Source organism: Streptomyces sp. NPDC022910, from assembly GCF_055561075.1.
The window spans coordinates 13,736-37,046 of the sequence record NZ_JBVHHL010000026.1 but is presented as its reverse complement, the minus strand read 5'-3'; the positions used below and the strand labels follow the sequence as shown (position 1 = coordinate 37,046).

Below are 23,311 nucleotides of genomic sequence, written 5' to 3'. Positions count from 1 at the left end.
GGCTCCGGCGGGGATGACGAATGTCACGTGGCGGCAGAGGTTTGGGGCCGGGGGTGGAGTGTGCCCCGTCACATGGGGCAGATCACTCGGCCGACCGGGAGGGAGGGAGCCTGTCCGCGACCGGGGAGGGGCCCGAAGGGCGTTCGACAGCACCGCCGCCGCCGGAAGGCACTACGCGTCCGGCCGTACGACCCCCAGAATCGGCATCGAGCCCGCGCCCGCGATCGTCACCGTCCGGCCGGGACGCGGGGCATGGATGATCGCGCCGTCGCCGACGTACATCGCCACATGGCTGGCGTCGTCGAAGTAGATGATCAGGTCGCCGGGTCGCATGTCCTTGACGTCGACGTGTCTGAGCTGTTTCCACTGCTCCTGCGAGGTGCGCGGAATGGCGGTGCCGACCGCGGCCCAGGCCTGAGACGTCAGTCCCGAGCAGTCGTACGACTTCGGGCCCTCGGCACCCCATTCGTACGGTTTGCCGATCTGATGGCTGGCGAACCTCACGGCTTTCCTGCCCTCCTGGGAGGCTTTGCCGCTGATTTCCTTGAGTATCCCGGAGTCGAGCCAGGCCGTCTGTGCCTTGTGTGCGGCCTCTTCCTCCAGCTTGCGCAGCCGCTCCTGTTCCTGCTTCTTCAGCCGTGACTCGAGCTTCTCCGCGGCGGCGATCTGTTTCTCGATCTTCTTCTTGGCCTCGGCCTTGGCCTTGCGGTTGGCGTCGAGTTCCTTCCACCGGTCGGCGGCGTCGCGCGCGTACTGGGCCAAGTCCTGCTGGGTGCGCGTCATCTCGGTGAGCAGGCCCTCGGTCGCACGCTCGCCCTGGAGGGCGGTGCCCGCGTCGTTGAGGAACTCCTGCGGGTTGTCGCTCAGCCAGAGCCGGACCTCCGGCGGCAGGCCCCCGCCGCGGTACTGGGCGCGGGCCGCGGCGCCCGCCCGGTCCTTCAACTCGTCCAGTTTCTCCTGGCCCTTGACGATCTCTCGGGCCAACTGGACGATCTGCGCCGACTGCTTCTCCGTCTTCTCCTCGGCCGCGTTGTAGGCGTCGGTGGCGACCGCGGCGTCGTGGTACAGCTTGTCCAGCTTCTTGCGGACGGCTTCGAGGTCCTTGCCTGTCACGGCAGGTGACCCGCTGGACGGAGTGGGGGTCGGGGTCGGCCGGCCCGGGCTCGCATACGCTCCTCCTGGTGTGCCCAGCACGGTGACTGCGCAGGCCAGGGCGATGGCCGCCGTGGTCAGGGTCCGCTTCCCGGATCCCATACTCGCTCCCCCAAATCTGATTTACTGTCAGTAACTTACGACGCCGGGGGGATCGTGCCACGTTGGCGTGCAAAGTGACAGAGGGCAGGACCAAGCCCCGCAAAAACTCCCTCCCCTGCCCCGCCTCGTACGATGATCTCCCTCCCCGTTCCCCGCCCTTGTACGACGATCTCCCCGCGAATGTGACGAAGGACTCGAGAAGATCGTTCCCCGCAGGTCGGGTGGGGGTTTCAGCCGCGGGGTGCCAAGGCTCCCCAGGTCACGGTGACTTCCCCCTGGCGCCAGCGTCCCGGGCCGTCGGTGACCGGCCAGTCCGCCGTCAGTCGGCGGACCGTGCGTATCCAGCGCTGGCGTGCGCCGTACGAGGCGTAGGGCGCGGCGGCGGCCCAGGCGTGGTCGAAGTCGCGCAGGAAGGCGTGCACGGGCTCGCCCGGGACATTGCGGTGGATCAGCGCCTTGGGGAGTCGCTCGGCCAGGTCGGACGGGCGGTCGAGGGAGCCGAGCCGGGTGGCGAAGGTGACCGTACGCGGGCCCTCGGGGCCGAGCGCGATCCACACATGGCGGCGGCCGATCTCGTCGCACGTCCCCTCGACGAGCAGTCCGCCGCGGGAGCCGGCCGCCGGGTCGGCGGGGGCGAGCCGGGCGCACAGCCGCTCCCAGACGGCGGCGACCTCGCCCTCCTCGTACTGCCGCAGGACGTTCGCGGCGCGGATGAGGGACGGGCGGCCCGGTACGGGCACCTCGAAGCCGCCGTGCCGGAAGACCAGGCCCTTGCGGGTGTAGGGCTGTGCGGCCGCGACCCGGGCGGGTTCGATCTCGACGCCCACCACGCGGACGCGGGGGGCGGCGCTGCGCAGGCGCTGCAGCAGCTCGACCGCGGTCCAGGGCGCGGCCCCGTACCCGAGGTCGACGGCCACGGGGTTCGCCGTGCGGCGAAGCTCCGCACCGTGGACCGCGGCGATCCAGCGGTCCATCCGGCGCAGGCGGTTCGGATTGGTGGTCCCGCGCGTCACCGTACCCACGGGGCGGGACGCGGCGCGGGTTGACATGCGTACGAGAGTAAGGGGCCTGGAAAGGGGGAGGGTCGGCCTGTGGACAACGGACCGGCCTGTGGACAACCGGCCGGGGGATGCATGGAGGACCGACCGCTGCGGCGGACGGCTGGGCGGCGGCTGCGACAGCGCACGCCGAGCGGGCCTCGAACGGTTGAGCGATGAACGGTAATGATTCGGCAAAGTCGCCCGTCGGGGAAATGGACCGTCCTCCTCCGGCGTTCGCACCCCTTGGAGGGCGTGCTGCGCCTTTCCCGCAAGGCATGCCCGCAGCAAGGAGGAAACGCCACGTGAGCCAGTACGTCAGCAGGCTCGGGCGTCGCTCCCCGGCGGCTCCCTCGCGGCTGCGGCTGCCGCACCGCAGGCCTCGCCGCGTCGCCATGCTCTCTGTGCACACCTCGCCGCTCCACCAGCCCGGCACAGGCGACGCCGGCGGCATGAACGTCTACATCGTGGAACTGGCCCAGCGCCTCGCGGAGATCAACGTCGAGGTCGAGATCTTCACCCGGGCCACCACGGCCGCCCTCCCGCCGGTCGTCGAGCTCACCCCCGGCGTCCTCGTCCGGCACGTCGACGCCGGACCGTACGAAGGGCTCGCCAAGGAGGACCTCCCCGCCCAGCTCTGCGCCTTCACGCACGGCGTGATGCAGGCCTGGGCAGGACACCGCCCCGGCCACTACGACCTCGTGCACTCCCACTACTGGCTCTCCGGCCACGTCGGCTGGCTGTCCGCCCAGCGCTGGGGCGCCCCCCTGGTGCACGCCATGCACACCATGGCCAAGGTCAAGAACGCCTCCCTCGCCGAGGGGGACACCCCCGAGCCCGCCGCCCGCGTCATCGGCGAGACGCAGATCGTGGCCGCCGCCGACCGGCTCATCGCCAACACCGCCGAAGAGGCCGACGAGCTCGTACGGCACTACGCGGCCGACCCCGGCAAGGTGGCCGTCGTCCATCCGGGGGTGAACCTGGACCGCTTCCGGCCCGCCGACGGCCGTGCCGCCGCCAGGGCCCGGCTCGGGCTTCCGCAGGACGCGCTGATCCCCCTCTTCGCTGGGCGCATACAGCCCCTCAAGGCGCCAGACGTGCTGCTGCGAGCCGTCGCCGTTCTCCTCGACGAGCGCCCCGAGCTGCGCTCCCGCATCGTCGTGCCCGTGGTGGGCGGTCCCAGCGGCAGCGGACTCGCCAAGCCGGAGGGACTGCAGAAGCTCGCCGCCCGGCTGGGCATAGCCGACGTCGTGCTCTTCCGGCCGCCCGTCGAGCAGGACCGGCTCGCGGACTGGTTCCGCGCCGCGTCCGTACTGGTCATGCCGTCGTACAGCGAGTCATTCGGGCTCGTCGCCATCGAGGCGCAGGCGACCGGCACGCCGGTGCTGGCGGCAGAGGTCGGCGGGCTGCCCGTGGCGGTGAAGCACGGGCGGACGGGGTTTCTCGTCCAGGGGCACGATCCCGCCGCGTACGCGCGCGTACTGCGCGGTTTCGCCGACGACCCGGGGCTGTGTGTCCGCATGGGCCAGGCCGCGGCCCGGCACGCCGAGTCGTTCGGCTGGGACACGGCCGCCGCCGCGACGGCCGGGGTCTACACGGCGGCCATGCAGGCGCACCGGCGCCGGGCGCGCGCGCACCACGGCTGACACCTGTCACGTACGCTCCCCACATGTCTGACGAACAGCGGGCGGCACAGGTCATCGAAGGGGTCCTCAAGGACGCCGAGCTGGAGTGGGAGAGCCCGCGGTCGGGCTCGTACGTCGTGAAGCTCCCCGGGACGCGCAAGCTGGCGACGACCGTCTCGCTGATCGTCGGCAGGCACTCCCTCTCCCTCAACGCCTTCGTGATCCGGCACCCCGACGAGAACGAGCCCGCGGTGCACCGCTGGCTGCTGGAGCGCAACCTCAAGCTGTACGGGGTGAGTTACGCCGTCGACCCGCTCGGCGACATCTATGTGACCGGCAGGCTGCCGCTGGCCGCGGTCACCGCCGACGAGGTGGACCGGCTGCTCGGCTCGGTCCTCGAGGCGGCTGACGGCAGTTTCAACACTCTGCTGGAGCTCGGTTTCGCGTCCGCGATCCGCAAGGAGTACGCCTGGCGGGTGTCGCGCGGCGAGTCGACCCGCAATCTGGAAGCGTTCAGTCATCTGACCGAGCGTTCCGAGAACTGACCCTCCGGACCGTACAAATCAATCACTGCACGACCCTTTCCCCGCCAAGGGGCTCCGTGGCATGCTCACCGCCGACGCAGATCTGAACGTCGTTCACGTCCATGGAAATTCATCTCCCTGAGAATCCTTGCAATCCTTGGAAGGCGGTTCGGGCATGGGCAAGGGGTACGCGGACATCAGCAGACGGAGTCTGCTCGGCAGCGCCATCGCCGTGGCGGCCGTCGCCGTGACCGGAACGACGGCGGCGGCCGCCGCACCCGCACAGCCGAAGGGCGAAGTCCCCGTCCTCTGGCATGAGTTCGTCCGTACCCCCTTCACCCATCCGCAGATCCCGTACGTCGGCCGGGCCGGCTACCGCGGCGGGGCTGTGCGCTTCCCCCGCCGCCCCGTGGTGGCCGACGTGACCGCGTTCGGAGCCGTGGCGGACGGCACGACGGACTGCGCCCCCGCGATCAACCGTGCCATCGCCGCCGCCGGGAGGGCCGGCGGTGGCACGGTCATCGTCCCGCCCGGCACGTACCGCATCGACGGCCTGATCCGCATCGGGTACGACAACGTCGTCCTGCGGGGCGCGGGCAGCGACCGTACGACGCTGTACGCGACGAAGAACCTCACCGAGCTCATCGGCGTCTACGGCTCCCGGTACGGCGGCGACAAGTCCTCCTGGTCCTGGGCGGGTGGCCTCATCTGGCTGGCGCCCACGGCGCGTTGGGACTCCCTGGTCACGGCCATCCAGGCGAAGGCATGGCCGTTCGAGGGCTGGACGGGCAACAAGCGCGACGAATGGGAGACGCTGACCACGGTGTCCCCGGCCCGGCAGGGCTCCTGGACGGTGACGGTCGCCGACGCCCGGCGGCTGAGGCCGGGTCAGCTCGTCCTCCTTCGCCTGGCCGACGACGCCGGGCACACCCTCCTGGAGCACATGTCCGGCGGTGGCCCGGGCCCGGAGGCGTACTACTGGGACGACAAGACGAAGCTGACGTCGTACGTCCCCTATGAGTGGCCCGTACGTATCGCGCGCGTTGCGGGCCGGAAGGTCACGTTCGAGCGACCGCTTCCCCTGGACGTGCGCCCGGAGTGGGACCCGCGTCTGACGACACACGTACGGGCGCTGACGGGCGCCGGCGTGGAGGGCCTGACCCTCCAGGCGATCGAGACGCCGCAGTCCCCGCACCTGCTGGACAAGGGCTACAACGGGGTCGCCTTCCAGTGCGCGTACGACTGCTGGGCGGACGACGTCGTCGTACGGCACGTCGACAACGGCTTCGGTCTGGTCGCCGCGTCCTCCTGCACCCTGCGCCGCACCCGCGTGGCGGGCCGGGGCTCGCACCACCCGTACTTCTGCCGGGAGGGCTCGCACGACAACCTGATCGAGGACTTCACGATCGAACAGCGCACGGTCCCGGCCCCGTCGAACACCCAGCTCCACGGCATCAACGTGGAAGGCCTGTCCTCCTACAACGTCTGGTCGCGCGGCGAGATGCAGATGGGCACCTTCGACTCGCACCGGGGACTGCCCTTCGCGAACGTCCGCACGGACATCACCGTGAACAACAACGGCCGTCACGGAGGGGACGCTTCCGCCGGCCCCCTCTTCGGCGCCCGCTTCACCCACTGGAACGTGCGTGTGACGAACGGCCGGGCGGGACTGATGAAGATCGACGCATTGGCGCCGTACTCCGCCACCGTCGGCCTGAACGAGGTCACGGAGTTCGACCAGATCGACGTGCCCGACTTCACGGGCGATCTGCACTCCCGCCTGGAGCTGTACGGCACGACGGACGTGGTACGTCCGCGGAACCTGTACGAGGCGCAACGCGAGCTGTGAACCGCGCCGGTTCCCGGGGGCGTCTCCTGCGGGCGCTCCCGGACCGGTCCACACCTGTGCCCCGGTCAGTTCTCCGTTGGGCAGAAACGGTCGATCAGGAGGGACAGGCGGCTGTCGTGCTGCTCGCGGCGCAGACGACCGCTGCGCATCAGCGTGAGCTGGCCGTGCAGTCCGGCCCAGACGGTCTCGGTGAGCACGCCCGGGTCCTCGTCGGCGGCGAGCGGCGCGACGGCCAGACGCAGTTCGTTGAAGGCGGCGCGCAGCGGGGCGGGCGCCTCGGGCGTCGCGAACGGCAGGTCCACGGCGTGCGTGAACATCACGTCGTACAGCGCCGGACGCCGCTCGCAGAAGTCGGCGTACGCCCGGCCCACCGCGGCGAGTGCCGCGCGTGGTGAGGACGCCGCGGTGCGTGCTGCGCGCAACTCGCCGGCCAGTTCCTCGAAGCCCTCTACGGCGACGGCCGCCATGATCGCCTCCTTGCCCTTGAAGTGGCTGTAGAGGACGGGCTGGCTGTATTCGATCTCGGCGGCGAGGCGGCGCGTGGTCACCGCGTCCCAGCCCTCGGTCTCCGCGAGTTCCCGTGCGGCCGTGACGATGAGCCGCTCGCGTTCCGCTCGTTCGCGCTCGCGGCGCGTCTGAATCGACATGGGCAGAATTCTAGCATCGCTAGCTCTTCTGTCGGCGCTATGCCAGCTTCGCTCCAACATCTAGCAGCGCTAGCAAGGAGACCGACGTGCTCACCACCACCGCCTACGGCCTTGCCCTTCTGCTCGACCTGTTCGTTCTTGTCATCGGGGCGCGCTTCCTACTGCAGCCCGGGGCGGCCGCCACCGGCTACGGCGTGCCCGCCAAGCCGGACGGCGACGCCGCGTATCTGGAGATCAAGGGCCTGCGCGACGCCACCACCGGCATACTGGGGCTCGCTCTGCTCGCCTTTGCCGGAGCGCGCGCCGAGGCCTGGTTCATGCTGGCCGCAGCCCTGGTGCCGCTCGGCGACACGCTGATCGTGCTGCGCCACGGCGGCACACGGGCCGCCGCCTTCGGCATCCACTTCGCCACGGCGGTGGTGGTACTCGCCTCCGGGGCCCTGCTCTTCGCCGTCTGAACCGCCGACGCTCTTACCGGGGAGTTGCGAAATGTCGCTGTTCGTACCGCACTTCGACTCGTCTGTGATCGTCCGCTCCGCCGATACCGAAGTCGTCGGCCGGACCCCCACGACCGTACGGCTGCTGGCGGACAGCAGCGCGACCGGCGGGGCGCTGTCCACGCAACGCGTCACCCTCACCGGGGGCGCGGACGGGGCGAAACCCCACCACCACACGCGCTCGGCCGAGATGTTCTTCATCCTCGACGGCACGGCACAGCTGCTTTCCGGCGACCGGATCGTCACCGCGGAGCAGGGCGATCTGGTCGTCGTACCGCCTGGCACGCCGCACGCCTTCGCAGCCGCTCCCGGGCAGGACGCCGACATCCTGATCGTCATCACTCCGGGTGTCGAACGCTTCGAGTACTTCCGTCACCTGGAGCGCGTCGGCCTGGGGAAGGTGCCGCCGGAGACGCTCCTGGAGGTACAGGAGCTCTACGACAACCACTTCCTGACGAGCGAGGCGTGGGAGGGGCGCCGGCGCTGACCCGTCCACGCAGTGCCGCACAGGTGGGGCACCCTGCTCAGGCCGCGCTGGCCTCCACCTCGGCCGCCGCCATGTTGGCCGCCGTCGCCGTCGCCTCCACCGGGATACGGCGCATCAGGGCGCCGTATCCGGCGGCCGCTCCCGTGCCGACCACCGCGCACAGCCCCCACAGCCACTCCGCGCCGTAGCTGTCGATGACGAAGCCGGACATCAGCGGGGCGACCAGGGCCGCCACCGACCAGGACAGGGTGTACATGCCCTGGTAGCGGCCGCGCCCGTGCACGGGGGAGAGGCGGACGACGAGGCCGGTCTGGGTGGGCGCGTTGACGATCTCCGCCAGCGTCCACACGCAGACCGTCAGCGCGAAGACGCCGACCGAGCCCGCGAAGGCGGTCAGCCCGAAGCCGTACCCCGCGAGCAGGGACGAGACCACCAGAAGCCGGCGCGCGTCGCGGTGCTCGATGAAACGCGTGACCGGGATCTGCAGTGCGACGATCAGCACACCGTTGACGGCGATCGCCATGCCGTAGTCCGCGGGCGTGAAGCCGGCCTCGCCCATCGCCACCGGTAGGCCGACGGACCCCTGCTGGAAGACGAGCGCGACGAGGAAGGACAGCCCGACCACGCTCATGAAGCGGCCGTCACGCACAACCGTGCCGAGCCCCACGTCCTCGGCGGCCTCCTTGCTCGTCGGCGCCGGCCGTGACTCGGGCAGTTTGGCGAAGACCACGACTGCACAGACCATGGTCATCCCCGCCTCGATCAGGAACCCGGCGAGATAGCTGAACTCGGCGATGAAGCCGGCGGCCATGGACGAGACGGCGAAGCCCAGGTTGATCGCCCAGTAATTGAGGGAGAAGGCGCGGACCCGGTCCTCGGGGCGGACGATGTCGGCCATCATCGCCTGCACGGCGGGGCGGGAGGCGTTGCTCGCCATCCCGACCAGGAAGGCGACGGCCGCGATCGCGACCGGGTCGCGCATGAAGCCGAGCAGGGCGACGGAGACGGCAGTGGACGACTGGGCGACGAGGAGGGTCGGCCGTCGCCCCAGCCGGTCGGTCATCACGCCCGCGCCGAGGGAGGAGACGACCCCGCCGAGTCCGTGCAGGGAGGCGACGAGACCGGCGTACGAGGCGGAGTAGCCGCGATCGAGGGTCAGGTAGAGCGCCATGAAGGTGGCGACGAAGGCGCCCAGCCGGTTGACGAGCGTGCTGGTCCACAGCCACCAGAACTCACGGGGAAGCCCCGAGACGGTCTCGCGGGCGGCACGTCTGAGGGCGGCGAGTGACATGACGGGGTCCCCCACGGATGTAAGCAGCTCGGGCGGTGAGCACAACTTACGAGTGCGCGACCCGGGATGGCCACTCGATTAACAGATGCCGTCAACTGTCCGCCTGCCGGGCGGGCCGCACGAGGGGGCGAAAGCGTGGATTACGCTCTGATGCATGGCCGACGCACCGTACAAGCTGATCCTCCTCCGCCACGGCGAGAGCGAATGGAACGCGAAGAACCTGTTCACCGGCTGGGTGGACGTCAACCTCAACGAGAAGGGCGAGAAGGAGGCCGTCCGCGGCGGTGAGCTGCTCAAGGACGCCGGCCTGCTGCCCGACGTGGTCCACACCTCCGTCCAGAAGCGCGCGATCCGCACCGCGCAGCTGGCACTGGAGGCGGCCGACCGCCACTGGATCCCGGTCCACCGCTCCTGGCGCCTGAACGAGCGCCACTACGGCGCCCTGCAGGGCAAGGACAAGGCGCAGACCCTCGAGGAGTTCGGCGAGGAGCAGTTCATGCTGTGGCGCCGCTCCTACGACGTCCCGCCGCCGCCGCTCGAGGACGACTCGGAGTTCTCGCAGGCGAACGACCCGCGCTACGCGTTGATCCCGCCGGAGCTGCGCCCGAAGACGGAGTGCCTGAAGGACGTCGTCTTCCGCATGCTGCCCTACTGGTACGACGGCATCGTCCCGGACCTCCTGACCGGCCGCACGGTCCTGGTCGCGGCCCACGGCAACAGCCTGCGCGCCCTGGTCAAGCACCTCGACGGCATCTCGGACGCCGACATCGCGGGCCTGAACATCCCGACAGGCATCCCGCTCTTCTACGAACTCGACGCCGACTTCAAGCCGCTCACCCCGGGTGGCCGCTACCTCGACCCGGAGGCGGCCGCGGCGGCGATCGAGGCGGTCAAGAACCAGGGCAAGAAGAAGTAGGTATTGCGATCATGCCCCTCACCTGCGCGTTCGGCGCAGATGAGGGGCATTTTCATGCTCTGGAACCTCTCTGGAACCTCAGAGGGCATTTGATCTAGGCGAATTGAACTTTCTGTTCTAGTAAGTCCCTCGCCAGGTTGGTGTCGTCTCGTCCGTTATGCGCTTGGCAAGGTTGTCGATCGAGGCGACGTGGATCATGGCCTCGGAGCTGGCGGGAAGGGTCTCGTAATCGCGAGAAAGGCGCCGGTGCAACATAAGCCAACCCAGGCTTCGCTCGACTAACCAGCGCCTTTTGACAACGTGAAAGCCACGAACTCCGGGGTTTCTGTTGACGACTTCGACGTCGATTCCGAGACGTGCGCCGTGCTCGATGACGGCGTTCTTGAAGCCGGTGTCGACCCAGCTCTTGGTGATGGTTGGATACGTCTTCTTGGCCTGGTCGAGGAGCTGGATTCCGACGGCGTTCTCGGAGAGGCTCGCGGCGGTGACGGTCACGGCGAGGATCAGTCCGATCGTGTCGGTGAGGATGCCTCGCTTCCGTCCGACGATCTTCTTGGCGGCGTCCGTTCCCTGGCTGGTCAGGGGCACGTTGGTGGAGGTCTTCACGCTCTGGGTGTCGATGACGGACCCTGTGGGTTCGGGCTTGCGTCCTTCCTTCACGCGGGCGAGCCCGGTCAGGTCGTAGTTGAGCTGGGCGAGGATTCCCTCATCGCGCCAGGAAGCGTAGTAGGCATAGACGGTGCCGTAGTTCGGGAAGTCGTGCGGGAGGTATTTCCAGGGGATTCCCGTGCGGTTGATGTAGAGGAGTGCGTTGAATACGTCGCGCAGGTCGACCTTGGCCGGCTGCCCGGTGGGTCTGCGGTCGAGCCGGGCTTTTCTCCAGGCCGTCAACGTCGGCTCGATCAGGGCCCATCGGGCGTCGGAAAGGTCGCTGGGGTACGGCTTCCGCTGGCTCACGTCCCAGAGGGATCATGGGTGTGACGGAAGATCGGGTTCCGGTGATCATCGGGCGGTTCTGTGCCATCTCTGCGTCAGACGCACTTCGAGGATCGAAGCCGAGCGAAACGGGCGGGCAGGTCCGGAAGTCTGGAAGCGATGAACAGCATCGATCCGCCGAAAGGCCTCAAACTGACACAGCGACAGAACTCGCATACCGGCATGAGGCATACCTGAACGCCCACTCAGAGGGCATTTAGAGGCGGTCTGTGTCGGTGCGACTTGTTGTCGCATGCGGCGTCGGAAGTGGTGTCGCCGGGCTTCGGCCTGATGGCGTCGGCGCCACGCTGACCAGCGGAGTCCGTTGTGTGTGCGACCATTCCGGACTTCCCGGGATGTCGGCCAAGCGTCGCTGACGGACGTTGCTCGTGGGCAGGAACCGCCACCGCACGCACCCGGTCAGGTCATCGTTCGGCAGCACGGCCGCCCCGCCCGCGCACGGTCGGTGTTGATCTCGGTCACGAACAGCCGTCCCTCTGTACTCACGAACCACGCGGAAGGTTGTGCGTTGCCGCGCAGAGCCCGAGCGACTCCGGGAGAACTGAGCGCGCCGAGAAGTGAGTCGGCCTCGCCCCCGTCGTCGCCGACTGGGCCGCTGTGATCCACGCGTGGGTAAGCGAGGACCACGCCTCCTGACCCACGAGCCCGAGGCCGATCGCGTGCAGCAGGTGTGTCTTGTCGAGCCCCCGACAGCGCCTCGAGCGGCATCCCGCCCGTCCAAGCCGCGCAGCACGCTGTAGGGACCCGTCAGCGCCGCAGCGCCTCCACCGGTTCGATACGGGACGCCCTCCATGCCGGATAGAGGCCGGCCAGGACGCCGGTGGCGAGCCCCACCAGAGGGGCGGCCGCGACCGTGTCCGGATGCAGGATGGGAGTCCAGTGGCGGGCCAGGGCCACGCCGACCACGGTGAGTACGCCGAGGCTGGTGCCGACCAGTCCGCCGAGCGCCCCCAGCGTTCCGGACTCGGCCAGGAACTGGGCGGTGATGTGCCGGGCGCGAGCGCCCAGGGCGCGCCTCAGGCCGATCTCGCCCGTCCGCTCGAGCACCGCGACGAGGGTGGTGTTGGCGATGCCGACCGCGCCGATGACCAGGCAGATCCCGGCCAGCAGGAGAAAGAGCTGGCTCAGGTCGGAGCCGACTCCGGAGCGCAAGCCGCGTGGGTCCGGCGGCGGTTCGGCCTTGAGGTACTCGGGGTGGTCGGGCCGCAGCGCCGTCGGGGCCTCTTCCGCGACCTGCCGGGCGGCGCCCAGCTCCGTGGCGACGAGCATGCTTGCCTCGCCGGGGCCCGGCCGGCCCCACAGCTCCTCCGCTGAGGTGCGCGGAACCACCACGCTGAGCAGCAGATCGGGCTTGCGCTGCACGTCCTGCACGATGCCGACGACGGTGAAGGGCTCGTCCCCGATGAACACCGCCGGATGCGTCTGAAGCGTGGTGATCCCGAGCTGCGCGGCCGTCGCCTCGCCGATGACGGCGACCCGGCCCCGGCGGGCCATCGCGTCGTCGTACAGCCGCCCCTCCGCCAGGGTCGGCACGGCTGCCCGCAGCACTCCGGGCGAGGCGGCGACCACGTCGATCGGCTTCCCCTCACCCCCGGCGACGGGGGCCGACCGCACGGTCGACGCCCGGTCGTCACGCACCGGCCAGAAGACCCCGGCGGCACGCACCCCGTTGACACGGCGCATGCGGGCATCGGCGTCCTCGGGGAAGGCAGGCCCGATCAGCCCGTCGGGGTCATGGACGGCGTCCTCCACGGTCACCTCGGTGGCGGTGAGCACGTTGAACCGGGAGTCGATCTGGGAGGACGTGGTGGAGGTCAGCCCGAGTATCGCGACGAAGGTGCCGACACCGAGCACGGTGCCGAGCGCGGTCAGCGCCGACCGCGAGGGGCGCTGCAGCATCCCGGCGCCGGCCTCGGAGAGCAGGTCGCGCACCGTGAACGAGGAGCGGTCGATGCCCGTCGTTCCGCGTCCGCGCGCACGTGATGTCATACGGCCGCGGCCTCCCGGCGCTCTGTGAGCACGCCGTCGCGGATGGACACGGTCCGCCCGCCGCGCGCGGCCACCTCCGGGTCATGGGTGATCAGCACGACGGTCAGCCCTTCCGCATGCAGCTCCTCCAGCAGTTCGAGCACGGTGTGGGCGTTGGCCGAGTCCAGGTTCCCGGTCGGCTCGTCGCACAGCAGCAGCGACGGTCCGCCCGCGAGGGCGCGGGCGATGGCGACCCGCTGACGCTCGCCTCCGGACAGCCGGGTGGGCAGCGCGTCGACACGGTGCCCGAGCCCGACCCGGATCAACGCCTGCCTGGCCCTCGCCACACGCTCTGCCCGGGCGACGCCGTTGTACATCATGGACAGGGCGACGTTCTCCAGCGCCGAGCGGTGCGGCAGCAGGTGGAAGGCCTGGAAGACGAAACCGATCCTCCTGCCCCGCAGCGCGGTGCGGTCGGCGTCGCGCAGTGCTCCGGTGTCGTGCCCGTCGAGCAGATACCTTCCGTGCGTGGGGGCGTCCAGCAGTCCCGCGATGTTCAGGAACGTGGACTTGCCGGAGCCGGAGGGGCCGACGACGGTGACGAAGTCCCCGCGCCGCACCGTCAGATCGCAGGGCTTGAGCGCCGCCACCGGGGGCGGTCCCGGGTAGGTCAGCCCGACCTGGTTGAATTGGATGACCGGGGGCGACGAGAGGGAATCCGTCACGGACCACTCCCCTCCCGCTTGACCCCCGTGACCACCTGCTCGCCCTCTGCCAGCCGGGCCGAGCCCACGGGCTCGACGGCCACGAAGCCGTCACCGGCCGTTCCGGTACGCACCTCGACCCGCCGTTGCCGGCCGTCCGCCTCGACGACGGTGACGTCAGGGGTGCCTGCCCCGGCCCCGAGTCGGGCCAGACGGCCGGGTTGTGGACGGCATTTGGGGGCGCCCCCAAATGCCCCGTGGCATGTAGTCGGCCGCAACAATCTCATGCATGGATCAGGGGATCGCAGGGCTCCTTGCGGGGATAGCCGGACAGATCACACGCTGGCTCACGGCCAACGCGCCGTCCACGGCGGAGGCGCTGCGCCGTCCGGCGACGGACGAGGACATCGCGAGACTGCGCGACGCACTGGGGTTCGAGGTACCCGACGTGCTCGAGGCGCTGCTGCGGACGAACAACGGCAGCGGCGCGAAGGACACCACACAGACCCTCTCCAACGGGCGTGTGGTGCCGGTCAATCACGTGGATTCGGCGATCTTCCCGTTCAGCAACGTGCTCCTGGGATGCAAGGAGATCGTCCAGACGCGCCCAGCTGCTGGACATGGCACAAGAGGCCGAGGGCTACTGGCAGCCCCATTTGATCCCGGTCATCTGGGACTTTGAACGCGCCTACTACGGCTATGTCCTGGATACCTCTGGATCTTCCGGATTCCGTGTGCTGCACTATGCCGAAATAAGTCCGAACGAGACCGATCCGACGACTTCCCTGGGCGAACTGTTGAGATCGTTCGCCGACGGAATGGACCTCGGCAACTGGGACGTTCAGCGCCCGCAGGTGGTGAACGGGTCTCTCAGATGGTGCGAGGAGTGACATCCGGTGTGGGGGCCGCCCCGAAAGGGGCGGCGGCCCCCACAGGTCGTTTGGTCGCGCTCATCGTGCACTTGACGGACGTCGAGTTGACGTTCGCCGAAGCGCATTGTCTGTTCACGGCGGTGTCGAACCAGTAGGCGCCCTTGTCCGTGAGGCGCATTTTCTTGCTGAAGCCGTAGGCCCCGCCGAAGACCGCCATGGAGCCCGGGTTGTCCCGGTCGGACATGGCCGAGCGCCCGCGGACGTCGGTCCGGCTCGGAACGGTCCTGTTGAGGTTGTACACGTGCATGGTGCCGTCGACTGGATCGATCGCGCGATCGCCTTCAAGTTGCCACCGTCCACCTCGCCGGACTCCACATCGCGGGCATCTTGCTCTGGTCCGCAAGATGATCCAAACGAAACCGCCTAGATCTGATGATCTGAAAGGAGCGGCCGAGCTCAACCGGACGGCGTGACCGAGGACCACACGCCGAACCACTGCTCGGCGCCGTACTCCTCGAACCGCTCCACCTCGGTGAACCCCAGCTTCGCCGCGAGGCGCATCGAGCGGTCGTTGGCGGTCTGGGTGCAGAGCACCACCGGCTCGCTGGGAAGCGCGCGGGCGAACCAGGAGTCTGCGACCCTGCGGAGAAGGGCAGGCACGTCACTCTGCCCGGCGCCTGCCGGGTTGGCCTGAGAGACGTGTTTGATCGTCCACGAATTCATGCACCCGTGATCCAACACGGGCCGGACTCGGGTCACCGTCACACCACCGAGGTTCCCGGCCTTGTCCCGGCCCAGAAGGTCTCCCGTTCCGTAGCTGTTGAGGTCGCCCACGCCCACCAGCCCTTGCCGTCGTCGCAGCCATTGCTCGCGCACCCATGCCGACCCCCTGTCCGCGGCCTGTTGCAGGCAGGGGGTCGGCATGGTGCGGGTCACCAGTCGGTGCGGTCACCAGATGGACAGCGGGACCGGGTGGACTTCGTCGGGTTTGTGGCCGGCGCGTTCGTGGACGCGGCGGACCGCTTCGGCCGAGGGGGCCTCGGAGAGGCAGTACACCGTTCCGGACTCCGGGTCCGCCCAGGCCCTCTCGAAGTGCACGCCCTCTTCCTTTTCCATGGCGAGGTCTGCCTGGTGAGCCTGCTTCAGCTGGTCATCCGTGATGCCCTTCATACCGTGGTGGACGTCCATGAACTGGGTCATGGCCTCGCACCTCCTTCCGGGCGCGCTCGCCTGCTCTTTCCTCCATGCTGCGCTCGCACGACGGCGCGTGCTACGGATGCGAAAGGGCCCCGGCGTCGCGCCGGGGCCCCTCGTCGTGCTCCGTGTTCGGTTGTGCCGTGAGATCGTCCTCGTCGTGCGCCGTCAGCCGCACTGGCACGGTGCGCCCGACTGGCACCCGCACCCGCAACCGGAGCCGCAGCCGCACGCGCCGACCATCGGGAGGTTCTTGATCTCGACGGGCTGTTGGGTCTCGCGCTCCTGCGTGGGGTCGGGCGTGCTGGGGGTCTCGGCCATGGGTCCCCTCCTCGAGACTGGTGCCTGTGCCCATTTCATACCCGTGCAGACGGGCGCATCAACGGCGCACAGATGCTTGCGCACGCCCAGTCGGACCCCTGCAAGCCCCGGGATCGGATAGCGGAGCCGTGGTGGATGCCTCGCCGGGACAGGTACCCGCCGTCCCGGTCAGGCGCCCTCGACGCCCGTGACCGGCTGGATCTCCGGCTGCAGCTCGTCCGCGTGCTCGCCCGTCACCAGGTACACCACCCGCTTCGCCACCGCTACCGCGTGGTCGGCGTAGCGCTCGTAGTAGCGGCCCAGCAGGGTGACGTCCACGGCCGTCTCGATGCCGTGCTTCCAGCGGTCGTCGATCAGGTGCTGGAAGAGCGCGCGGTGCAGGAGGTCCATCTCGTCGTCGTCCCGTTCCAGCTGCATCGCCAGGTCGACGTCCTTGGTGATGATGACCTCCGCCGCCTTCGCCATCAGACGCTGCGCGAGCTGGCCCATCTCCAGGATGGTCGCGTGCAGGTCGTACGGGACGGCACGCGCCGGGAAGCGCAGCCGGGCCAGTTTCGCGACGTGCTGGGCCAGGTCGCCCGAGCGCTCCAGGTCGGCGCTCATCCGCAGCGACGTGACGACGATGCGCAGGTCCGTCGCCACCGGCTGCTGGCGGGCGAGCAGGGCTATCGCGCGCGCCTCCAGGTCGTGCTGGAGGTCGTCGACCTTCTGGTCCGCCTCGATCACGGACTCCGCCAGCTTCAGGTCGGTGTCGAGGATCGCCGTCGTGGCGCGCCCGATCGCCGACCCGACGAGCCGGGCCATCTCGACCAGACCCTCACCGATCGAGTCAAGTTCCTCGTGGTACGCGTCCCGCATCAGGGTGTCCCTCTCTTACGTCTGCTTCGGGGGCCGGGGGCCGGGGCCCGTCGTCACCATGGCGAACACGGCGGACACGGCGCCTTTGGCACCCCACGCTCCCACGTTCCGGCGCTTACGCGACCGTTTCCGTCATGCCAAATGAATCAGTACTGGCTCCAAGGTGAACTCTGGGCGACGAGTGTCCGAGGTCGCACTCGGATGGCTGTGGACTGGCGTACCCGCATGCCTAACCTGGGTGCATGGACGTGAACGCGGCGGTCGCCGCAGCGGCAGCGATCGCCGGAGTGCTCACCGGCGTCATCGCCATGCTGGCGTTCCGCTGGAGCGAGCGCGACCAGAAGCGCCCTACCCGCACGTCCCTGCACACCGACCCCGTGCTTCCGCCGGGCGTGGACACGGTCCTGTCCGTACTGCGCTCCTCGGCCGTCGTCCTGGACGAGGCCGACGCCGTCGTGAAGGCCAGTTCCGCAGCGTATGCCCTCGGACTCGTACGCGGTGGCAAACTCGCCATCGAGCCGATGCTCCAGATGGCACGTGACACCCGGCGGGACGGTGAGATACGCCAGGTCGAGCTGGACCTGCCGCGACGCGGCACCGGGCGCGGCGAGGCCCTCGCCGTCTCGGCGCGTGTGGCGCCCCTCGGCTCCCGGCTGGTGCTGCTGCTCGTCGAGGACCTCACCGAAGCCCGCCGGATAGAAGCCGTGCGCCGCGACTTCGTGGCCAACGTCAGCCATGAGCTGAAGACTCCGGTGGGTGCCCTGTCGCTGCTCTCCGAGGCCGTGATGGACGCCTCCGACGATCCCGAGGCCGTGGAGCGTTTCGCGGGCCGGATGCAGATCGAGGCGACCCGGCTGACCAACCTCGTGCAGGAGCTCATCGACCTGTCGCGGGTACAGAACGACGATCCCCTCGAGGACGCCGAACCCGTGCGCGTCGACGAACTCGTCGCCGAGGCCATCGACCGCTGCCGCCATCAGGCCGGTACCAAGCAGATCACCATGGCCGCCGGCGGCACTGCCGACCTGCACGTGTGGGGCAACCGCGGCCAGCTGGCCGCCGCCCTCGGCAACCTCGTCGAGAACGCCGTCAACTACTCGCCGGCCCGCACCCGCGTCGGCATAGCCGCTCGCAGGGTGTCCGTGCCCGGCGGCGACCTGATCGAGATCGCCGTGACCGACCAGGGCATCGGCATCTCCGACAAGGACAAGGAGCGCATCTTCGAGCGCTTCTACCGCGTCGACCCGGCTCGCTCCCGTGCCACGGGCGGTACGGGACTGGGCCTCGCGATCGTCAAGCACGTGGCCGCCTCGCACGGCGGGGAGGTCACGGTGTGGAGCTCCGAGGGTCAGGGCTCCACGTTCACCCTGCGGCTGCCGGAGGCGGGTGCGGCCCGCGACCGCGCGACCGACCATCCGTCCGACCTCGAAGATGAGGACGGCCGCTCTGACGGGACGACCACCGTCTCATCCCCGTACGAACCGCTTCCCGCCCCGGAGGTCCTTCCGTGACCCGAGTGCTCGTCGTCGAGGACGAGGAGTCCTTCAGCGACGCCCTGTCCTACATGCTCCGCAAGGAGGGCTTCGAGGTCGCCATCGCGACCACGGGGCCCGACGGTCTCGACGAGTTCGAGCGCAACGGCGCCGATCTCGTCCTGCTCGACCTGATGCTGCCCGGTCTTCCCGGCACCGAGGTGTGCCGGCAGCTGCGCGGCCGCTCCAACGTCCCGGTGATCATGGTGACCGCCAAGGACAGTGAGATCGACAAGGTGGTCGGGCTGGAGATAGGGGCCGACGACTACGTCACCAAGCCCTTCTCCTCGCGTGAGCTCGTCGCCCGTATCCGCGCCGTCCTGCGCCGCCGCGGTGAGCCGGAGGAGGTGGCGCCGGCCGCGCTGGAGGCCGGGCCGGTGCGCATGGACGTCGACCGTCACGTGGTGACGGTCTCCGGCTCGAAGGTCGACCTGCCGCTGAAGGAGTTCGACCTCCTGGAGATGCTGCTGCGCAACGCGGGCCGCGTCCTGACCCGTATGCAGCTCATCGACCGCGTCTGGGGCGCCGACTACGTGGGTGACACCAAGACCCTCGACGTCCACGTCAAGCGCCTGCGCGCCAAGATCGAGCCCGACCCGGGCGCCCCGCGCTATCTGGTGACGGTCCGCGGCCTCGGCTACAAGTTCGAGCCGTAAGCCGAAGACGGCGCGCAGGCCGAAGGCGGCGTACAAGCACAGCCGACAACGGCCTCCACGCGCGCGTGCGACCCCAACGGCATCCACGCGCGCGTACGGTACGACCGAGGGCGGCACCCCTGGAGGGGTACCGCCCTTCGTGCGTGTCCGGCGGTGGCGCCCGGGTCGTGGTACTCGGTTGTTACCGCGGTGCGTTTCAGTGCCCGGCCGAACTCGACGCGGTTGCCGTCGCGTCACCCTCGGGCGTGCCGCCCGATGCCCCTGCCGCCGGAGAGCCCGTCGCCGACTTCGACGGCTTCGGGCTCTCGGTGGAGGACCCGGTCGCCGACTCGGTCGGCGAGCCGGTGGCGGTCGGCACCGTCGGGATGTTGCTCGGCCCCCACTTGGTGAAGTAGCTGTCGGCAGGGACGACGAAGCCTCGCAGGCTGACGTCGCCGGTCTTGCTGAAGGTGAAGGTGATCTTCTGGGCGTTGCCGTTCTGAACCGTCGCTCCCGGGTTGCTGAGCGTCGCGACGGCGTTGCCCTTGCCGCCGAGGATGACGGAGCCGAGGGCGGGGATGGTCACCTTGCCGGTTCCCTTCGCGGGCGAGAGCTCGGCGGTGCCGTCCCCCTCCACGCTGATCGAGTCCAGCGTCTGGGGGGTGCGGCCGGTGTTGAAGATCGTCGCCGAGATCACGGCCGGGCCGGTGGCCTTCGGGTCGGGCTGGGTGATGACGAGCGCGTTCTGGATCTTGATGTCGCCGACGCTGGTCGCCGCGTTGTCCGGCTTGATCTCGAGCGTCTGGGCGTTGTTGCCGGCACCGCACGCGGCGAGCGAGGCGATCGAGAACGCGATGGCGGCGGCGGCGAGGGCGCCGCGTCGAAGGCTGCTGCTCACGGCGGCGGCAACTCCTTGAACGTGGGCGGAGCAGGGCGACTCCCTGATAAAGCCGCCCTAAGTGTCTGTCAGCGGCCTTAGGTTACCGAGCCGTTCCCCGGCCGCCGCACCCGACCCGCCCCTACGCACCCCAGGCCCACTCCCGGCGTGCGTCGCGCACACCCTGCCCCGCAGTTCCCATGTGTCTCATCAGCATCTTTGACCTCCTTGTTGTCCAGCATTCACATAAGCGTCTCCAGTCCCGGCTTGGAGATTTCCCGTAAGGAATGCATGGCGGTGGCGAAAATCGATGACCCGGACAACAGCCGCGGATCGCCGTGCGCCTTGATCAATTTCCGGGATTCGTCTCGTACCCGCCTCCAGGCACCGAACGGAGTAGCGGAACTCGATCGCTTGCAGCCGGACAAAAAGGGGCGTTGTGGACCTGGATCGAGGCGGTCGATGTGTGTAACGTGCGCGTTTCTCCTCGCCCGCAGAGCCGCTCCGACCTGCGAATACCCTCTTCCGCTCCCCCCTCGAAGCACGTTCCTGTTGTGGTTGTCAAGCCCCGAGATATGCCCTGACCTGCGAAAACGCCATTCAGAAGACGCGGTTTCCGTGTTACCCTGGATAGCCACGGAAGGGGTACCTGTCACATGACGTTCAAGGTTGGCGACACCGTGGTCTATCCCCATCACGGGGCCGCGCTGATCGAGGCTATCGAAACTCGCCAGATCAAAGGCGTGGACAAGACCTACTTGGTGCTGAAGGTCGCCCAGGGTGACCTGACGGTACGTGTGCCAGCGGACAATGCGGAGTTCGTCGGCGTACGTGATGTGGTCGGTCAGGACGGGCTGGACCGGGTCTTCGAGGTGCTGCGCGCGCCGTACGCCGAGGAGCCCACGAACTGGTCGCGTCGTTACAAGGCAAATCTCGAGAAGCTCGCCTCCGGCGATGTCATCAAGGTCGCGGAGGTCGTTCGTGATCTGTGGCGTCGCGAGCGTGAGCGCGGACTGTCCGCGGGTGAGAAGCGGATGCTCGCCAAGGCCCGGCAGATCCTGGTGAGTGAGCTCGCTCTCGCGGAGAACACGAACGAGGACAAGGCCGAGGCTCTGCTCGACGAGGTCCTCGCGTCCTGACGCCCCTCCCCTTCGCTCGCCTCCCGACCGGGAGCGCGGTGGACGGACCGGCGCACAGCACGTATGCACATGCCGTGGTGCCCGATGACGCAGTAGCTGTCGCCGGGCGCTGCGGCATGTCCGTGCCTGGACGCCACGACGTGAACCTTGCCGAAAAGGTGGAGCACTGCTCGGATGCCGTACGCCGACGGGAAACCCCTGATACGGGAAACCCCCCGATACTTGGGTGCCGGGCCCGGGCAATCGGCTCGACCGGAGGTCACGGAAGGGTCCGGTCAAGGCCTCGCGCCCGGCACCCATGGCCATACCCATCCCGGCCGAGCACACAAACCTGACAGGAACCGATGTCTGACGATTCGCGCCCTTCGCACACCGGAGTTCGTACGGCAGCCGTGATTCCGGCCGCAGGCCGGGGTGTACGCCTCGGTCCTGGCGCCCCCAAAGCGCTTCGCGCGCTGAACGGCACGCCCATGCTCATCCACGCGGTGCGTGCGATGGCCGCCTCCCGCGCCGTCTCCCTCGTGATCGTGGTGGCCCCGCCGGACGGCGCCGCCGAGGTCAAGTCGCTGCTCGACGCGCACGCGCTGCCGGAGAGGACGGACTTCCTGGTCGTCCCGGGCGGGGACACGCGCCAGGCGTCCGTGAAGCTGGGCCTCGACGCGTTGCCGCCGGAGTACCGGATCGTCCTCGTCCACGACGCCGCCCGCCCGCTCGTGCCGGTGGACACGGTGGACGCGGTGATCGAGGCGGTACGCGAGGGCGCGCCGGCTGTCGTACCGGCCCTGCCGCTCGCCGACACGGTGAAAGAGGTCGAGCCGACGGGAACGCCGGGCGAGCCGGAGCCGGTCGTCGCCACGCCCGACCGCTCCCGGCTGCGCGCGGTGCAGACCCCGCAGGGCTTCGACCGCGCGACCCTGATCCGGGCCCACGAGACGGTGAAGGACAACGTCACGGACGACGCGAGCATGGTGGAGCAGCTCGGGTTGCGGGTCGTGGCCGTCCCCGGCCACGAGGAGGCGTTCAAGGTCACACGGCCGCTGGACCTGGTGCTGGCCGAGGCGGTCCTGGCCCGCAGGAGGGTGACCGATGGCTTCTGAGGCGCCGCTGCTGCCCCAGGTGGGCATCGGGACCGACATCCACGCCTTCGAGGAGGGGCGGGAGCTGTGGTGCGCGGGCCTGAAGTGGGAGGGCGAGGGGCCGGGCCTCGCGGGTCACTCGGACGCGGATGTGGTCGCGCACGCCGCGTGCAACGCGCTGTTCTCGGCGGCCGGGCTGGGCGACCTGGGGCAGCACTTCGGCACCGGGCGGCCGGAGTGGTCCGGTGCGTCCGGGGTCATGCTGTTGACGGAGGCCGCGCGGATCGTCCGCGAGGCGGGCTTCACGGTCGGCAACATCGCGGTCCAGGTGGTCGGCGCCCGCCCGAAGATCGGCAAGCGCCGACAGGAGGCGCAGAAGATCCTCTCGGAGGCGGCGGGCGCGCCGGTCTCGGTGTCCGGCGCGACGACGGACGGCCTCGGCTTCCCCGGCCGTGACGAGGGGCTGATGGCGATCGCGACGGCGCTCGTGGTGCGGGTGAGCTGAGGGCGTGCGAGGGTACCCGGAGAGTCACCAGTGATCGAGACTCCGGAGGTACCCATGCCAGCCGCCGTACTGTCCGACCGGCTCAAGGCCCTTCTCGACACCCCCGTCTTCATCGTCCTCGGGACGATCCAGCCCGACGGCAGCCCGCAGCTCTCGCCGGTGTGGGTGAAGAGGGACGGTGACCATCTCTTCGTCTCCACGACCGTCGACCGGCGCAAGAAGAAGAACCTGGACCGCGACCCCCGGGTGAGCGTCGTGATCCAGGACCCCCGGTCGCCGTACGAGTACGCGGAGATCCGCGGCACCGCGGAGATGACGACGGAGGGCGGGCAGCAACTCATCGAAGAGCTGTCGCTGAAGTACACCGGCAGGAAGTACGCCGAGTTCAACCCGGCGTCGGCGCAGGACGCGGAGCGGGTGGTGGTGCGGGTGGTTCCGCGGAAGGTGGTGGGGAGTTTTTGAGGGGACGCCTGGTGGTCGGGAGTCTCTGAGGCCGGGGTCTCGGTG

General features: G+C 69.4%; 26 protein-coding genes. 13 read left to right on the top strand and 13 right to left on the bottom strand.

Features of this window, described 5'->3' with window-relative positions; genetic code table 11:
- Positions 1 to 171: 171 nt before the first annotated feature.
- On the bottom strand, positions 172 to 1,254 hold the full coding sequence (locus ACZ3TS_RS23895; RefSeq protein WP_467621209.1) for a C40 family peptidase: 1,083 nt from the start codon (positions 1,252 to 1,254) through the stop codon (positions 172 to 174).
- A 230-nt stretch (positions 1,255 to 1,484) separates the two neighbouring features.
- A complete protein-coding gene (locus tag ACZ3TS_RS23890; RefSeq protein WP_467621206.1) occupies positions 1,485 to 2,303 on the bottom strand; it encodes a class I SAM-dependent methyltransferase in 819 nt (272 codons plus the stop codon).
- A gap of 293 nt (positions 2,304 to 2,596) precedes the next feature.
- On the opposite strand from ACZ3TS_RS23890, the gene mshA reads away from it, so the two are divergent.
- The 3 genes from mshA to ACZ3TS_RS23875 all read left to right on the top strand — a co-directional run bounded on the left by mshA (position 2,597) and on the right by ACZ3TS_RS23875 (position 6,289).
- Positions 2,597 to 3,937 (top strand): D-inositol-3-phosphate glycosyltransferase, encoded by a 1,341-nt coding sequence (gene mshA / locus ACZ3TS_RS23885; RefSeq protein WP_467621204.1) that lies wholly within the window; start codon positions 2,597 to 2,599, stop codon positions 3,935 to 3,937.
- 23 nt (positions 3,938 to 3,960) lie between these two features.
- Entirely contained in the window at positions 3,961 to 4,461 is a 501-nt protein-coding gene (locus ACZ3TS_RS23880; RefSeq protein WP_467621201.1) for a type III secretion system chaperone family protein, read from the top strand.
- Between the two features lie 154 nt (positions 4,462 to 4,615).
- Positions 4,616 to 6,289 (top strand): glycosyl hydrolase family 28-related protein, encoded by a 1,674-nt coding sequence (locus ACZ3TS_RS23875; RefSeq protein WP_467621198.1) that lies wholly within the window; start codon positions 4,616 to 4,618, stop codon positions 6,287 to 6,289.
- Between the two features lie 65 nt (positions 6,290 to 6,354).
- Here the strand turns inward: ACZ3TS_RS23875 and ACZ3TS_RS23870 are convergent, their stop codons facing one another.
- Positions 6,355 to 6,936, bottom strand: a complete 582-nt coding sequence (locus ACZ3TS_RS23870; protein ID WP_467621196.1) for a TetR/AcrR family transcriptional regulator — start codon at positions 6,934 to 6,936, stop codon at positions 6,355 to 6,357.
- 86 nt (positions 6,937 to 7,022) lie between these two features.
- Here ACZ3TS_RS23870 and ACZ3TS_RS23865 point away from each other — a divergent pair, with 86 nt between their 5' ends.
- Positions 7,023 to 7,394, top strand: a complete 372-nt coding sequence (locus tag ACZ3TS_RS23865; RefSeq protein ID WP_467621193.1) for a DUF4267 domain-containing protein — start codon at positions 7,023 to 7,025, stop codon at positions 7,392 to 7,394.
- Positions 7,395 to 7,425: 31 nt separating this feature from the next.
- On the top strand, positions 7,426 to 7,920 hold the full coding sequence (locus ACZ3TS_RS23860) for a cupin domain-containing protein (RefSeq protein ID WP_467621190.1): 495 nt from the start codon (positions 7,426 to 7,428) through the stop codon (positions 7,918 to 7,920).
- Positions 7,921 to 7,957: 37 nt separating this feature from the next.
- Here the strand turns inward: ACZ3TS_RS23860 and ACZ3TS_RS23855 are convergent, their stop codons facing one another.
- Positions 7,958 to 9,211 (bottom strand): MDR family MFS transporter, encoded by a 1,254-nt coding sequence (locus tag ACZ3TS_RS23855; RefSeq protein ID WP_467621187.1) that lies wholly within the window; start codon positions 9,209 to 9,211, stop codon positions 7,958 to 7,960.
- 154 nt (positions 9,212 to 9,365) lie between these two features.
- On the opposite strand from ACZ3TS_RS23855, the gene ACZ3TS_RS23850 reads away from it, so the two are divergent.
- Entirely contained in the window at positions 9,366 to 10,127 is a 762-nt protein-coding gene (locus ACZ3TS_RS23850) for a phosphoglyceromutase (protein ID WP_467621184.1), read from the top strand.
- 117 nt (positions 10,128 to 10,244) lie between these two features.
- Here ACZ3TS_RS23850 and ACZ3TS_RS23845 read toward each other — a convergent pair whose 3' ends face one another.
- The 3 genes from ACZ3TS_RS23845 to ACZ3TS_RS23835 form a co-directional block, all read right to left on the bottom strand.
- Positions 10,245 to 11,084 carry an IS5 family transposase gene (locus tag ACZ3TS_RS23845; protein ID WP_467621181.1) on the bottom strand — a complete coding sequence of 280 codons (840 nt, stop codon included), beginning with the start codon at positions 11,082 to 11,084 and terminating at the stop codon, positions 10,245 to 10,247.
- A gap of 786 nt (positions 11,085 to 11,870) precedes the next feature.
- Positions 11,871 to 13,112: an ABC transporter permease gene (locus ACZ3TS_RS23840; RefSeq protein ID WP_467621178.1), complete on the bottom strand. Its 1,242-nt coding sequence runs from the start codon at positions 13,110 to 13,112 to the stop codon at positions 11,871 to 11,873.
- The gene (locus tag ACZ3TS_RS23835) at positions 13,109 to 13,816 is read right to left on the bottom strand and encodes an ABC transporter ATP-binding protein (RefSeq protein ID WP_467621175.1); all 708 of its coding nucleotides are present in this window, start codon (positions 13,814 to 13,816) and stop codon (positions 13,109 to 13,111) included. The genes ACZ3TS_RS23840 and ACZ3TS_RS23835 overlap by 4 nt, the downstream gene beginning before the upstream one ends.
- 268 nt (positions 13,817 to 14,084) lie before the next feature.
- Between ACZ3TS_RS23835 and ACZ3TS_RS23830 the strand changes: the two genes are divergently transcribed.
- Positions 14,085 to 14,477 (top strand): SMI1/KNR4 family protein, encoded by a 393-nt coding sequence (locus ACZ3TS_RS23830; protein WP_467621172.1) that lies wholly within the window; start codon positions 14,085 to 14,087, stop codon positions 14,475 to 14,477.
- Positions 14,478 to 14,665: 188 nt separating this feature from the next.
- Here the strand turns inward: ACZ3TS_RS23830 and ACZ3TS_RS23825 are convergent, their stop codons facing one another.
- The 5 genes from ACZ3TS_RS23825 to phoU form a co-directional block, all read right to left on the bottom strand.
- Entirely contained in the window at positions 14,666 to 14,974 is a 309-nt protein-coding gene (locus ACZ3TS_RS23825) for a hypothetical protein (RefSeq protein WP_467621169.1), read from the bottom strand.
- 149 nt (positions 14,975 to 15,123) lie between these two features.
- Positions 15,124 to 15,591, bottom strand: a complete 468-nt coding sequence (locus ACZ3TS_RS23820; protein ID WP_467621166.1) for an N-acetyltransferase — start codon at positions 15,589 to 15,591, stop codon at positions 15,124 to 15,126.
- A 24-nt stretch (positions 15,592 to 15,615) separates the two neighbouring features.
- Positions 15,616 to 15,867, bottom strand: a complete 252-nt coding sequence (locus ACZ3TS_RS23815; RefSeq protein WP_467621163.1) for an SCO4226 family nickel-binding protein — start codon at positions 15,865 to 15,867, stop codon at positions 15,616 to 15,618.
- 162 nt (positions 15,868 to 16,029) lie between these two features.
- Entirely contained in the window at positions 16,030 to 16,182 is a 153-nt protein-coding gene (locus ACZ3TS_RS23810; RefSeq protein ID WP_467621160.1) for a hypothetical protein, read from the bottom strand.
- Between the two features lie 168 nt (positions 16,183 to 16,350).
- Positions 16,351 to 17,040 (bottom strand): phosphate signaling complex protein PhoU, encoded by a 690-nt coding sequence (gene phoU, locus ACZ3TS_RS23805; protein ID WP_467621157.1) that lies wholly within the window; start codon positions 17,038 to 17,040, stop codon positions 16,351 to 16,353.
- A 242-nt stretch (positions 17,041 to 17,282) separates the two neighbouring features.
- Between phoU and phoR the strand changes: the two genes are divergently transcribed.
- Positions 17,283 to 18,551, top strand: coding sequence for a two-component system sensor histidine kinase PhoR (gene phoR / locus ACZ3TS_RS23800; RefSeq protein ID WP_467621154.1), 1,269 nt, complete (start codon positions 17,283 to 17,285; stop codon positions 18,549 to 18,551).
- A 5-nt stretch (positions 18,552 to 18,556) separates the two neighbouring features.
- Positions 18,557 to 19,228: a two-component system response regulator PhoP gene (phoP, locus tag ACZ3TS_RS23795; protein ID WP_464823599.1), complete on the top strand. Its 672-nt coding sequence runs from the start codon at positions 18,557 to 18,559 to the stop codon at positions 19,226 to 19,228.
- A gap of 196 nt (positions 19,229 to 19,424) precedes the next feature.
- Here phoP and ACZ3TS_RS23790 read toward each other — a convergent pair whose 3' ends face one another.
- Positions 19,425 to 20,105 carry a copper chaperone PCu(A)C domain-containing protein gene (locus ACZ3TS_RS23790; protein WP_467621151.1) on the bottom strand — a complete coding sequence of 227 codons (681 nt, stop codon included), beginning with the start codon at positions 20,103 to 20,105 and terminating at the stop codon, positions 19,425 to 19,427.
- A gap of 635 nt (positions 20,106 to 20,740) precedes the next feature.
- On the opposite strand from ACZ3TS_RS23790, the gene ACZ3TS_RS23785 reads away from it, so the two are divergent.
- From ACZ3TS_RS23785 to ACZ3TS_RS23770, 4 genes are all read left to right on the top strand, one after another.
- Positions 20,741 to 21,223, top strand: a complete 483-nt coding sequence (locus ACZ3TS_RS23785; protein ID WP_003953493.1) for a CarD family transcriptional regulator — start codon at positions 20,741 to 20,743, stop codon at positions 21,221 to 21,223.
- Positions 21,224 to 21,567: 344 nt separating this feature from the next.
- Entirely contained in the window at positions 21,568 to 22,320 is a 753-nt protein-coding gene (ispD, locus tag ACZ3TS_RS23780) for a 2-C-methyl-D-erythritol 4-phosphate cytidylyltransferase (protein ID WP_467621148.1), read from the top strand.
- Positions 22,310 to 22,804 carry a 2-C-methyl-D-erythritol 2,4-cyclodiphosphate synthase gene (gene ispF, locus ACZ3TS_RS23775; RefSeq protein WP_467621145.1) on the top strand — a complete coding sequence of 165 codons (495 nt, stop codon included), beginning with the start codon at positions 22,310 to 22,312 and terminating at the stop codon, positions 22,802 to 22,804. Before ispD ends, ispF begins: the two co-directional genes overlap by 11 nt.
- A 54-nt stretch (positions 22,805 to 22,858) precedes the next feature.
- Positions 22,859 to 23,266: a PPOX class F420-dependent oxidoreductase gene (locus ACZ3TS_RS23770; RefSeq protein WP_467621143.1), complete on the top strand. Its 408-nt coding sequence runs from the start codon at positions 22,859 to 22,861 to the stop codon at positions 23,264 to 23,266.
- Positions 23,267 to 23,311 lie beyond the last annotated feature (45 nt).